The organism is Nocardia sp. NPDC049707 (genome assembly GCF_040674855.1).
Classification (GTDB): domain Bacteria; phylum Actinomycetota; class Actinomycetes; order Mycobacteriales; family Mycobacteriaceae; genus Nocardia.
Genome location: NZ_JBFANN010000009.1, coordinates 1 through 12,982 on the forward strand (window position 1 = coordinate 1; position 12,982 = coordinate 12,982).

Consider the following 12,982-nt stretch of genomic DNA (forward strand, 5'->3'; position numbering starts at 1 on the left):
CTGCCGGACTGGACCGACCGGGACGCTGTCGCGGCGTTCGCCGCCTCGGGGGCCGAGTCGATGGGCAACAATCCGGAGGAAGCGCGAGCGACCGCGGCCCGAATCTGGGACCGGACGGCGTCGAGCGATCCCGCGGTGCACCAGGCGAATCAGCTCGGGATGGTGTTCTCCCGGATCGATTGCGCGCCGCGCTGGCGGGGCCGGCTCGGTGGGCTCGAGGTGCCCACGCTCGTGGTGCATGGTCGCGCCGACTCGTTCTTCCCGGTCGGCAATGGCGAGGTCCTCGCCGCCGAAATCCCTGGTGCGCGATTGCTCGTCCTCGATGACATGGGTACCGCTCTGCGCCCTGCCGCGGCCGACCAGGTCGCCGCCGCCATGCTCGCCCTGTAATTCATCCGGCTGGGAAGCATCCTGAGCCGGCGGAATGCACCATAAGTTGCCGCGCAATCGGAGAGTCGCCAAGGCGGATCGTCGTCGCTACTCGTTTGCTTGGTGGCCACATAACTGCCCGCTATGTGGCCGCCAGTGCGGAGTTCCGACTGGCCGCTGAGAGGTACCGTCCCGCCGATTGCTCAGTGTGACACCGATAACCGTACCCATCGCTTCCACCGTCGCGATTGCACCTGCTCCACACGTCAGCTCGTCTCTGCCTTCGACAAGGCGGCGCAATTTACTACGCAGACGTAATTCACTACCCAAATGATGCAGAGAGCCCCCTCGAAGCCGTGACACGATACTTGACCAGAAGTCACATACCAGTGCAGTTGAGATGAAAGACGCTCGGCTGCAGCCTATTACGGTAGAAACACTTCACCGACGGCGTTGAAACGAACATGGCAATCACCTATATTAGATGTCGTCGAACACATGGTTTAGGCAAATCTGCCGCACGTAGGGGTTCAAGTCCCCTCTCGCGCACAGCTCTCATCGACCCGTCGTAGCGGGTCAGGCTCATCGAGGTGATACATCGACGCCGGTGAGTGCCGAACTGGCTACCCACAGTCGGGCGGCGGTGTCGGGGTCGGCCATGTGCGCATGGGGTGTTTCCCGGCGCGGTCGTCCGCGCAGGCCGAAAACCCTTGGCCCCCAGAGCTGCCCGCTGCTGATCTCAGTATCGAGAACGGCCCGGACGATAGGCTCCGCTCCGACATGTTTGCCATGTAGCAGCAAACTTGCGGGCAGCCCGCGCAGGTGCTGTGCGGTGGTGCGAGTGAACAGCGGTGGCCGCGACGGGGTCAGCGAGTCCAGCGCTCCGCCGGGATGGACAACGATGCTGGCGGTGGTGGCACCGCGTGCGCGCAGGCGGCGATCCAGTTCGAAACCGAACAGCATCTGGGCCAGTTTCGAGCGTGCGTAGGTGCGTTTGGGCCGGTAATCGTGCTCGGACTGCAGATCGGACAGATCCAGCCGCTCCGAACGCACGGCGAAACTGCCCACAGTGACCACGCGGCTGTTCTCGGTAGCCGCCAGCACCGGCGCCAGGTGCCCGACCAACGCGAAGTGCCCGAGATGGTTTGTCGCGAACATCAATTCGTGGCCGCGGGCAGTGCAGCGACGATCAGCACCGGCAAGCAGCACCCCGGCATTGAGCACAACCGCGTCCAGGCGATCCACACCGAGGTCGGCCACTGCCACCGGCAGCGAGGCCAGATCCGCCAGGTCCAGTCGCACCGACCGCAATCGAGCATCCGGCACACGTGCAGCGATAGTGCGCGCTGCGAGGTCGGCCTTGGCGGTGTCGCGGCAACCCAGCACGACAGTGGCCCCGCTGGCCGCGAGCTGTTCGGCGACGAAGTACCCGATGCCCGCACTGGCACCGGTGATCAGAAACGTCTTGCCCGCTGCCGATGAGTAGTTTTGCCATGTCATGCCGTCGACTGTCACCCGAGATGCTTGCATCGGACTTACAAGCCGCTGGCATCCGACCGTCACCATCGATGACGACGATCTACCGCCGATGCCGTGCGCCGAACGCCCGTGACGGCGTTCATCAGCATCGCGTTCAGTGCCGGCCTTCCCACACGCTCGTACACCACGTCCACCAGCAGGGCGCTCCGAAATACCGCAGATCCGATCGAACAACACCCCTGCATCCCTTCCGATGCAGCCCGACTGCTCGACCACGTCAGCCGCCACCACGGCCGCCTCGGCCCACCACCCGCAACCGGGTTACCGGCCGTGATTCCCGGCCTGGCTGCTCTGCTAGTCGGCATTGAGTTTGGCGGGCATGGAGCGGTAGGCATGCAGGTTCTTCAGGCGACGCGGGATCGGCGGGCCGTCCAAGCGCAGATCCGGATATCGCTCGAAGAGGGTCCGCAGCGCGATGACGCCTTCCATTCGGGCCAGCCGGTATCCCAAGCAGCCGTGCACCCCGCTGCTGAACGCGAGGTGATCCGCGGCGTTGGTCCTGGTCACATCGAATCGTTCGGGATCAGGGAAGACACCGGGGTCGTAGTTCGCGCCCGCCAATGACAGTAAGACCATGGAACCGCGCTTGATGCGCTGACCGGCGATGTCGACGTCACAGTTCGCCATCCGGCCGGTCATCCGCACGGGGCAGTCGTAGCGCAGGATTTCCTCGATCGCGCCCGGCCACAGCTCCGGCTGCGCCAGCAGCAGTTCCAGCTGATCCGGATGGCTGGTCAGCAGGGCGATTCCGTTGCCGAGCAGGTTCACCGTCGTCAAGAATCCGGCGTCCAGCAGCAGGGCCGCGTTGGCGATCTGCTCGCGGCGGGTGAGCTCATCACTTGTCACCAGCACAGTGAGCAAGTCATCGCCCGGTTCGGCGGTGAGCTTGTCGATGCGCTGGTCGAAGTACCGCTTGACCTCGGCCAGCTCTTCGGTGGCGTGGCGATACGTGGTCCAGGGCAGGGCTCGGTCGACCAGCGGCGCACTGTTGAAACCCCACTTCAGCATGGTCGAATGCATGTCGGCGGGAAACCCGAGAATCTCGGCGATGATCGCGACGGGCACCTGCGCGGCGAAGTCCTCGATCAGGTCCGGCCGCGGCTTTGATTCCAGGCGTTCGAGTAGGCCATCGGTCACTTCAACGGCCCGTTGCTCCAATGTGGCAATCGCCCTCGGGCTGAATGCCTGCCCGACCAGGCGTCGGTACCGAGTGTGCTCCGGCGGATCGGTCACCAGCATCGAGGGCGGTTCCGCGAGGTTGGGAAGTTCCCGGTCCGTCTTGGCCAGCACCCAGCGGATCGGCTTCGGAATGACTGCATGATTGGGCGTGACCACACCGAAGCGATTGTCTCGCAGGATGCGACGGCACAGTTCGTAGTCCGCGGTGACGTGCGCTCCCGAGAGCTTGGGCAGACGGCCCCGCTGTCGGATCTCCTCGATGAACGGCGACGCGCCGAGCAAGCGATCCTGGCCGAAGGCGATCTGTGCGAGGGGATCGCCCCGACGCGACGACCACAGCAGGTAGGACCGCATCATGCCGTGCAGGAGCAGCCACCGAATCCACGCGCGAGTCAGCATTGTCACCTCCCGCTCCGGCCTCTTCCCCATGACAGGCAATGATAGGCGATGACTATGATCTTGCACCGCCGTTCGCGCGGTTGGCCGGTCTTGTCGATAACGGTGGTGACCTGCGATTATCGGCACGTTCCGACGACTCGCGCGTGCGTAACCCTGTTTCCAAACGTTTACTTATTCCAAACGTTTACTTACCGGAATGGGGTCTCTACGGACGAGGGCCGTCGTCAGATGGCCGCAGACCACGAAGCGCCGGACAGAGCAGGCGATACGAAGCCGGGCCTGATCCAGATAACTGCGAGACGCAGGAGCCGGTCTATACCGGGCTCGCCGGTCCGGCGCGGAAGGGAGCCGCAAGAGCACGCAACCGCCGCACAGCCCATTCGGTCTCGAACTGCACACCCCGAGAGATGACGGAGTCGTCGAACGTCGCAAAGGGCGAGTGGTTCGACGGCGCCGTTGCCGGATCTCGGTCGGAGGTGCAGGCGCCGAGGAGAACGAACGCGCCGGGGACCTGGTCGAGGAACCAGGAGAAGTCTTCGGAGGCCGTAAAAGGTTGGTCCAGCACCCGCACGGACTCGACCCCGAATTGGCTTCGGGCCGTTGTGATCGCGAAGTCCGCTTCCTCGTCGGCGCTGACGGTGGGAATGGCGACCTCCTCCAGCACCGCCGTCGCCTCGACACCGTGGACAGTTGCGACGCCGCGCGCAACCCGCTCCACAAGAGCCCGAAGTCGCGACGAATCCTCCGTGGTGAAGGCACGGGCAGTTCCACTGACCTGCGCCGTATCGGGAATGACGTTGCCGCTGTGTCCCCCGACGATCTGTCCAACCGTCGCCACGACCGGCTCGAACATGCCGAACGACCGGGTGACAGCGGTCTGGAGCGCGGAAACGAAGTCGGCGGCCGCAACGATCGGGTCGCGGGCAGTCTGTGGAGCGGAGCCGTGGCCGCCCTGCCCATCGAACCGTACGGTGAATGTGTTCGACGCCGACAACATCGCCCCTCGGCGCATCCCGAACACCCCGCGAGGCAGTTCGTAGGAGAACACGTGCAGGCCGAGAGCGGCGTCCACCCTACGACCCGACACGTCGAGAACGCCCTCAGCCAACATCGCGAGTGCGCCACCCCAGTTCTCTTCGCCGGGCTGGAAGACGAACACTACGTCGCCGGCCAACTCATCGCGCCGGGCCGTGAGGCGATGTGCGGCGCCGACGAGAATCGCCATGTGCACGTCGTGTCCGCAGGCATGCATCGCACCGTTGACAGCCGCGTAGTCGAGACCGGTGTTCTCGACCACCGGGAGCGCATCCATGTCCGACCTGATCAGTACTGCCGGGCGGTCCGTACCGCGGACCGCCCCGCCGCCGCGGAGTACGGCCGTGACCGAGGTCGTTGACCTGCCGGTAGAGATCTCCAGATCCAACCCCTCGAGGGCACGGAGCAGGCGCGCCTGCGTCCAGGGCAGGTCGAGGCCGACTTCGGGGTTGCGGTGCAGCTCATGACGCAACAGGATCAGGTCGGGGGTCGATGCTGTCATGGGTTCTCCTGCGCTTCGGGATGGATAGTTGAAATGGATAGGGTTGGTTCATGGAGTGGTATGCGGCGGCACGACAGTGGTCACGCGACGCACGCGGGCGCCTGTTCTCGGCCCCTGCCACGCCGTTCGATCGGTCTGGAACGGCTCGACCCGAGTTCGCGCTCGACTACTTCCGTGCGCTTGTCTCCCATGGTGCCGACGGACTGGCGATAGCCGCACATACCGGCCGCGGACCATATCTATCCGCCCCAGTTCGCGCGGATCTGGTGCGGATGGCACGGCAGGCAGGTGCCTCGGTGGTCGTCGGTGTAAAGAACGGCGACGAGGCCCGCTCGGCCGCTGACGCGGGCGCGGGCGCCGCGTTGGTCTTTCCTGTTCCTGGTGACACCGACTCCGCGCTGCGCCACATCGACCAGCTCTGGGAGGTGGGCCGACTGCCACTGATCGCGTTCGATCTGTACACCGCGCCCTATTCGGATGCGACTTTCGCCGCGGTCGTCGAGCACCCGGCCGTAGCCGCGGTCAAGTTGGCCCGGCTGTCCGACGCCGTCGCCTGCCAGGACCGGATCGCGCTGGTCCGCGACTGTGGCAAGTTGGCGATCACCGGTGAGGATCGGATGTTCGGTGCTTCCCTTACGTGGGGAGCTGAGGCCGCTCTGGTAGGTATTGCCGCTGCCGCAGTGTCGCTGACGCGATCGGTCCTGGACACGTTCGCTGGACGCGACATGTCGGCGTTCCTCGAGGCCACCCGCAAGCTCGACGAGTTCGCAGCGGCGACGTTCCGGGAACCCTTCGATGGGTACGTACAGCGAATGACTTGGGTCGCGGGAGCGGAGGGTCTGCTCCCGCGACACCTGCTGACCGACCCATACGCGCCAGTGCTTCCGGACGACGAGCGAGACCGCGTGCTGGAGGTACACAGCCGGCTCACGATCGGTCAGTTGCCCACCCGCGCGAGCTGAGCTGCGGCCAACGTCGTCTCGACCACCGCCCGGCTGCGTTCCCACGGCACTGGAGACGGAGCCCCTTCGGCCATCGCCAGTACTGCCCGCAGGCAGTCGATGTAGCCCAAGCTGTGGTAGTGATCCGAACCGTCCAACGACATCCGACGCACACCGGACTCGGTGTGGACCGCCAGTTCGTATTCTTCTCCGGTGCCCGCGCCCACGATGTCCACGCTGACCGGCACTCCCCCGGACGCCACGGCGTGGATTGCCGCGACGTTCTCCGAGATCGTGGGACTTCCGGGCAGTCGGGTGGTCACGCCTCCGAGCGGGGTGACCGCGCGCGGGAGGATGGCGTCGAGCATCTCCCACGCGTGGAGTCCCATCGAGATCGCTGTTCCACCACCGTCGTTGGGGTCGTCCTGCCATCTGCGTTCGGGAGTGGTGAAGATATCGATCCCATGCCGCACCGACACGTGTACCGCAATCGGTTCCTCGCCGTCGATTTCCGCCGCCAGCGCGCGCACTGCGGGAGCGAACCTCAGCACCGAGGAGGTGAGGAATCGACCCGAGCGACCGCGGACCGCCGTATCCAGCGCGGTCAGGCCCGATGAGTCCGCAGCCGGGACCTTGTTGAGGAAGCAGGCGAGACCGCGGTCCAGCACTGCCGAAACGACCGAGGCGATATGTCGTGGCCGCGGCGTGACGATCACGACGTCCGGACCCCAGTCGAGCAGCTCCGTCAACGTTCGGTGCGTTACGGCGGACCACTCCCGGGCGAAGTCCTCGCGCCGGGAATGATCGTCGGAGTCCCACACGGCCAGCTCACTTATTCCGAGTGATCGAGCATTGTGCGCATCGCTGAACGGATGTGAGTGCGCGACTCCAGCGAAACCGATTCGCATGCCAGCTCCTCATCTCATGTCGACATCACGAGTCTCCGGACTGAGAACGGCGCCGACCACGGTGAGCAATCCACCCAAGCAGAGCAGCACCACCGCGGTGTACGGCAACGGCATGAAGGCCGATAGTCCGCTCTGGATGTAGGCATAGAACGCGGGGATGACCATGCCCAGCGAGTATCCGAGACCGTAACCGGACGCACGAACACCGAGGGTGAACCGCTCGGTCAGGTAGGTCGTCAAGCACCCCCACGGGACACTGATGAGGACCGTGACCGCAATCAGCAGGATGAGGGCGGTTCCGAAGGTCTGCACGTTTCCGGAGGCGATCAGGGTGTACGGAATCGGCGCGATGAACATGCACAGCAGCCCACCCGCGATCAGCATCGGCCGCCGGCCGACCTTCTGTGACAGCAGACCACTACCCATGTACACGGCTACCACGATCGCGTTCGCGATGACCAGCGCCAAGGTCGTCGAGTTCGGACTGAGTTTCGCTTCGCTCTTCATCAGACCCGGCAACACCGTGGTCAGCATGTAACTGGTGAACCACAGACCAGTGGTGAGTACGAAAACCTGGAGGAAATCGCGGCCGGAGCTCCCCTTGAACAGCTCGAGCAGCGGCGTCTTCACCTTCTCCGACTGCTGCCACTCCTCGCTGTCCTCGACGCTTCGCGAATACCAGAACGCGAACCCGACCGACAGCACTGCCCCGATGAAGAACGGGATACGCCAACCCCATTGGACATACGCGGAGTCGATGCCCTGTGCGGGCATGATCTGCAAGAGGCCGAGCGTGATCAACGCGATCGAGCAGTACGCCAGGGGGAATCCGGTGGAGATGATCGCACCGTTGAGCCCGCGGCGTTCCTTCGCGCTCTGCTCCAGCGCGGTCGGTGTCGCGGAGGTGTACTCACCACCGAGGAACACACCGTCGATGAAGCGCAGGGCGATCAACAGGATCACAGCGAGGATGCCGATCTGCTGATAGCCGGGCAGCAAACCGATTGCCAGTGTGGTGACACCGAATCCCGTCACCGAGATCACCGTGATGCGACGCCGGCCGAACTTGTCGGCCAGATGCCCGAACAGCATCGCGCCCAACGGTCTGCCGATCAGTGTCGCGGCGAACACCGAACCATTGATCAGTGCGATCGTACCCGCCGACGCACCGGTGGCCTGGAAGTACACCGCGGCCGGCGCCAGCACGATCACCGGTAGATAGATGTCGAACAGGTCGACGTAGAACCCTAGCCAGGCGCCGAACAGCGCCTTTTTCGCGCGCGCGGTTTTCTCCGCATCGGGTGCAGCGGTGGACGTATCGGCTGCTATCGAACTCATGACAACCATCCTTCGAGTCGAGCGGCGATGAAACCGTCCTCCGCGCGGAGCAACTCGTACGCTCCGCTGATCCTGGTCAGTTCGTCGGCTTGTCCATCTGATAGACCTTCGGCCGGATCGAGACACCAGATGCCTTCGAGCAGACCCTGGCGGCGGAGCACCTCGTGCACTCCGGCGATGACGCCGGCGAAGTTGTTCCGCACGTCGAATACCGCGGCATTCGCGTCTGTGACGGCTGCTGCCATCGACAACGCTCGGACCCGAGCGAGTTCGTCTCCCGCCCATGCCTTCCGGACGAGTTCGTGCAGCTGAACAGCGGACCTGGTCCACACCGCCCAGTGCCCGAGCAGACCGCCAACGAACCGCCGGGTCACGCCCCCTGATGGTCCGCACAGCTCGTACGGTGTCAACAGATCCGGGACGATGTTGTCATCGTTGCCGGTGTAGAGAGCGACATCCGCGCCACGGTCGGAATCGACGACTCCCTGCACCAGTTCGAGCGTCCGGTATCGATCGAACGGCGCTGCCTTCACCGCCACGGTTGATTCCTGGTCGGCAAGCCGGCGCCAGTAGTCGCGAGGAAGGTACCGTCCGCCGACAGCTTCTTGGAGGTAGAACCCCATGACGGGAAGCACCTCGCCGACCGCAGCGGAACGATCGAGTAGGTAGTCCAGATCGCGGTCGGCGAGCCCGCCGGGTGAGACGAGCACGGCATCGTATCCGAGTTCGCGGGCCAGTTCAGCTTCGGCGACGGCCTGCCCGGTCGGGCCGGCGACACCCGCGATCCGAAGAAACGGACGCTTGCCCACGCGGTTGTCGAGTTCCTCCGCCGCGAGCTCGAGTACCGGGCGCAGCAGACCGACTTCCGGCCTCCGGATCTCGAATTGGGTGGTGTGCACGCCAACAGCCAGGCCACCGACACCCGCCTCGACGTAGTAGCGCGTCAATCCACGTTGCCGGCGCTCGTCGAAGCTGCGGGTGGCATCGAGCGCGAGCGGATGAGCGGGAATCACGGTGCCCGCGTGCAGAAGTGCGGACTTTGCGTCCGACAACGCCTGTGTCATCAGAATTTTCCGTCCCGCCGCTCGAACTTGGTCGGCTTGTTCCACAGCTTCCCACCGGCGTTGATCCAGTCGGCCTGCATATCAATGAGATTGCCCAGGGTGCGATCGGGATAGCCGAAGAGTGCGTGACACTTGGCGGCGTTGTTGAGCAGGCTGGTCTCACCTTCGGCTCCGACGAATACCGGTTCGACGCCGAGCTTCGCACCGAGCTGCGTGGCGATGGTCCGCACCGAGGCCGTTTCGGGACCGGTCAGATTGAGCAGGAACGGCGTGGTGTCGGCGTGCCCGAGGGCGCGCAGGACCACCTCGTTCGTGTAGCGCTGCCATACGACGTTCACGACACCGATGGACAGATCGACGGGCTCGCCGGCGTGCACCCGCCGGGCGATGTCCGCGACGACGCCATAGCGCGGTTCACACGCGTAGTTGAGGCGCACGAGTGCGACTCGGGTGCCTCGGGTCCGGGCGCCGTGGGTGAAGACCTGTTCGCGGCCTCGACACGTGATGGCATACTCGCCGACCGGCCCGGTCTCGTCGGTTTCGACGGCCCCCCCGGTCATCGGCGAGGTCATCGGATAGACGTTCCCGGTCGATAGGGCGGTGATCCGCGAGTGTGCGTATCGGCGGGCGACATAGGCAGGCAGCACCGTGTTGGTCATCCACGCCTCATCGGAGTTGGTGGCAGTCCCGAATTTCGCGCCGACCAGGAAGACGACATTGTCGGCGTCCGGCAGTTCGTTCACTGCGGCGGGATCTGCCAAATCGGCCATGACCGTTTCAACACCAGTGGAGTCGAGGCGCTCTCTCGCCTCGACGTCCGTCCAGCGCGACACCGCCAGGACACGCACGTCGGCGCGCCCAGCCTCATCTAGCGCGCGTCGAGCCATCGACGCTACTCCCGACCCGATCTTTCCGCCGGCACCCAGCACTATCACGTCACCCTGCCACGAGGACGCATCGGCGACGAGACCTGCACCAGGCCGACTGAGCTCCCGCTCGAGCTGCCCCTCATCCGTGAACATCCAACCGACCTTCTTCCCATTTACTTATTTCGGTCAGGACCGTAATAATGGAGCAGGGTGGTGTCAAGCGCAATCGGAAGGAAACCGCAGCCGTGACCGTCAGCGTCTTCGACCTGTTCTCGATCGGCATCGGACCGTCGAGTTCGCACACCGTTGGCCCTATGCGGGCGGCCCGCGAGTTCGTCATCGGACTGGAGAAGGCCGGCGAGCTCGAGCGGGTTCGGCGCCTGCGTGTCCTCCTGTGCGGCTCACTCGGTGCCACCGGCCGCGGGCACGGCTCCGACCGCGCGGTCATTGCTGGTCTGCAGGGCGCCGACCCGGAAACCGTCGATCCACGACTGCCCGCACAGTGGCACAGCGCCGTCACGAAAAGCGGGCTACTGAACGTGGGCGGTCGGCATCGGATTCCTTTCGGGAACGCTGACCTCGTCCTGGACGGCGCCGTACACCTGCCAGGCCACCCCAACGCGATGGTCATGACCGCCGAGCTCACCGACGGGTCACGGCGCGAACGTACCTTCTACTCGGTCGGCGGCGGCTTCGTCACCGAGGAGGGAGCACCGACACCGCACGAACGGGACGTCGATGTCCCGCATCCGTTCGGTTCCGCCGACGAGCTGTTTGCTCGCGCTGCCGAAACCGGCCTACCTGTCAGCGATCTCGTACTGGCGAACGAATGCACGCTCCGGCCGGAAACCGACGTTGTCGCCGGCCTCGATCGGATCTGGTCGGTTATGCAGGAGAGCGTCGACGCGGGGCTGCGCACCGAGGGGTGCTTACCTGGCACACTTGCGGTCCGCCGCAGGGCCGCCGATCTCCGTAGCCGACTCCATGAGAAGGATGCCGCCGCGGACCCATTGCACAGCCTGGATTGGGTGAACGCGTTCGCCATGGCTGTCAACGAGGAGAACGCGGCCGGTGGCCGAATCGTCACCGCCCCGACGAACGGAGCAGCCGGAATCATCCCGGCGGTGCTGTGCTACTACGCCCGGTTCGTCCCGGACTCAGATCAGGAAGGAGTCCGACGATTTTTGCTCACCGCAGCGGCGATCGGTGCGCTGTACAAGAGCAATGCGTCCATCTCAGGTGCCGAGGTCGGGTGCCAAGGCGAGGTCGGTTCCGCCTCCTCGATGGCAGCCGGGGCACTGTGTGAACTCTTGGGCGGTACGCCCGAGCAGGTAGAGAACGCCGCTGAGATCGCGATGGAACACAACCTGGGACTCACCTGTGATCCCGTCGGCGGATTCGTGCAGATTCCGTGCATCGAACGCAACGCGGTCGGAGCGGTCAAGGCGATCAATGCGGCCCGAATCGCTCTGGCCGGTGACGGAAACCATCGTGTCAGCCTGGACACTGTCATCAAGACCATGCGCGAAACAGGAGCGGACATGCAGTCCAAGTACAAGGAAACATCGATGGGGGGACTCGCGGTCAATGTCGTCGAATGCTGAGCACGCATACCGGATCGGCGTGGTCGGGCCGTCCGATCTGGTGTCGTTGGTGAAAAGGGTTGCGGCCCTGGAGTTCACCGACCATCTCGTCGTGCCTTTGACGTACCGCGGCGAGGCGCAGGCAGTCGATGTGATCACCGCGCACCCTGACGTCGACGCATTGCTCTTCACCGGAGTCATTCCGTACACGCTGGCGCAGACCGCGGGAGCGCTCACCAAGCCCGCCACGTTTATCGACTACACAGGCGCCACCCTGTATGGCGCGCTCGTCCAATTGATGTCGAACGGTCACGACCCGTCCCACATCTCGATCGATACCTTGGCCCGCCCGTTGGTTGTCGAAAGTCTCGCGCATGTCGGTATTCCCACCGGCGATGTCGCGACAATGGAGTATCACAGCGGAATCGATGCCCAGCGCCTCGCGGCGTTTCACCGGCAACACACCCGAAACCACCCCGGATCGGTGGCGATCACCTGCGTCCGCTCGGTGTACGAACTGATCCGCGAGGACATGCCCACCATCCGGCTGGCCCCCGCAATCGCCTCGGTGCGCACCGCGCTCGACACCCTGACGATGGAGTTGGCGGGCCGTATCTCGTCCGATGCGCAGGTGGTTCTCGGCATCGTCGAGTTACCCGAACCCGACGATCATCTCGCCGACGACATCCGGGCCCTGGCGGGCAGTGTGTTTCCCACCGGTTCCTCGAGCTACGTTCTGGTCAGCACCCGCGGCGTTCTCGCTCAGCACACGTGTGACTGGACTGTCATGCCGCTTCTCGAGCAACTGGCCGAGCGTCATGTGTGGGTGCGCATCGGACTCGGGGTCGGACGCTCCGCGGCCGACGCGGAGGTCCTCGCGCGGCGCGCGGTCGAACGCTGCCGTACGGCAGGGCCTTTCACGGCCGTGGTGTCGGTCGGCGCGGGTCGCGACTTCGTGATCACCGACACCGAAGCGGATCCTGATCGAGCGGAGGAGCCACTGAGCCGGCATATCGCGGCGCGCCGGGCCGGGCTTTCTCAGGCGACCCTGCGCAAGCTGGAGGCCGCGGTCGCCGCGCATCCGGACAACAAGGTCACTGCCGCTGACGTGGCGACCGCCCTCGGCATCGAACCCCGTTCAGCGCGAAGAACATTGAAACAACTCGAACGCGCGGGTCTGGCGCGGCCGGTCGGAACTGTCGGAAGCGGCGCTGGACGTCCGGCCGTGCGGTACGCAGTGCGGCTGGATACCTAGC

At 65.0% G+C, this 12,982-nt stretch carries 10 protein-coding genes and 1 pseudogene; 4 read left to right on the forward strand and 7 right to left on the reverse strand.

Annotated features, from left to right (window positions below; genetic code table 11):
- Positions 1–390, forward strand: a pseudogene (locus tag AB0J29_RS11030) (alpha/beta hydrolase); the annotation flags it as partial.
- Positions 391–951: 561 nt separating this feature from the next.
- On the opposite strand, the gene AB0J29_RS11035 reads toward AB0J29_RS11030, so the two are convergent.
- The 3 genes from AB0J29_RS11035 to AB0J29_RS11045 all read right to left on the reverse strand — a co-directional run bounded on the left by AB0J29_RS11035 (position 952) and on the right by AB0J29_RS11045 (position 5,023).
- Positions 952–1,869, reverse strand: coding sequence for an SDR family NAD(P)-dependent oxidoreductase (locus tag AB0J29_RS11035; protein WP_364782862.1), 918 nt, complete (start codon positions 1,867–1,869; stop codon positions 952–954).
- 333 nt (positions 1,870–2,202) lie between these two features.
- Positions 2,203–3,516, reverse strand: coding sequence for a cytochrome P450 (locus AB0J29_RS11040; protein WP_364782865.1), 1,314 nt, complete (start codon positions 3,514–3,516; stop codon positions 2,203–2,205).
- Between the two features lie 283 nt (positions 3,517–3,799).
- Entirely contained in the window at positions 3,800–5,023 is a 1,224-nt protein-coding gene (locus AB0J29_RS11045; RefSeq protein WP_364782868.1) for a M20 family metallopeptidase, read from the reverse strand.
- A gap of 50 nt (positions 5,024–5,073) precedes the next feature.
- On the opposite strand from AB0J29_RS11045, the gene AB0J29_RS11050 reads away from it, so the two are divergent.
- Positions 5,074–5,985, forward strand: a complete 912-nt coding sequence (locus AB0J29_RS11050) for a dihydrodipicolinate synthase family protein (RefSeq protein WP_364782871.1) — start codon at positions 5,074–5,076, stop codon at positions 5,983–5,985.
- Here the strand turns inward: AB0J29_RS11050 and AB0J29_RS11055 are convergent.
- From AB0J29_RS11055 to AB0J29_RS11070, 4 genes are read right to left on the reverse strand one after another with little or no spacing between them, the layout of a single operon-like run.
- Positions 5,961–6,872, reverse strand: coding sequence for a hypothetical protein (locus AB0J29_RS11055; RefSeq protein ID WP_364782874.1), 912 nt, complete (start codon positions 6,870–6,872; stop codon positions 5,961–5,963). The two genes, AB0J29_RS11050 and AB0J29_RS11055, sit on opposite strands and share 25 nt — an antisense overlap.
- A gap of 9 nt (positions 6,873–6,881) precedes the next feature.
- Entirely contained in the window at positions 6,882–8,210 is a 1,329-nt protein-coding gene (locus AB0J29_RS11060; RefSeq protein ID WP_364782877.1) for an MFS transporter, read from the reverse strand.
- Positions 8,207–9,274 (reverse strand): dihydrodipicolinate synthase family protein, encoded by a 1,068-nt coding sequence (locus AB0J29_RS11065; RefSeq protein WP_364782880.1) that lies wholly within the window; start codon positions 9,272–9,274, stop codon positions 8,207–8,209. The genes AB0J29_RS11060 and AB0J29_RS11065 overlap by 4 nt, the downstream gene beginning before the upstream one ends.
- Positions 9,274–10,296: an NAD(P)-dependent oxidoreductase gene (locus AB0J29_RS11070; protein WP_364782883.1), complete on the reverse strand. Its 1,023-nt coding sequence runs from the start codon at positions 10,294–10,296 to the stop codon at positions 9,274–9,276. The genes AB0J29_RS11065 and AB0J29_RS11070 overlap by 1 nt, the downstream gene beginning before the upstream one ends.
- Positions 10,297–10,388: 92 nt before the next feature.
- Between AB0J29_RS11070 and AB0J29_RS11075 the strand changes: the two genes are divergently transcribed.
- Both AB0J29_RS11075 and AB0J29_RS11080 read left to right on the forward strand, forming a co-directional pair.
- On the forward strand, positions 10,389–11,747 hold the full coding sequence (locus AB0J29_RS11075; protein WP_364783340.1) for an L-serine ammonia-lyase: 1,359 nt from the start codon (positions 10,389–10,391) through the stop codon (positions 11,745–11,747).
- Entirely contained in the window at positions 11,731–12,981 is a 1,251-nt protein-coding gene (locus AB0J29_RS11080; RefSeq protein WP_364782886.1) for a hypothetical protein, read from the forward strand. The genes AB0J29_RS11075 and AB0J29_RS11080 overlap by 17 nt, the downstream gene beginning before the upstream one ends.
- Position 12,982: the final 1 nt, after the last annotated feature.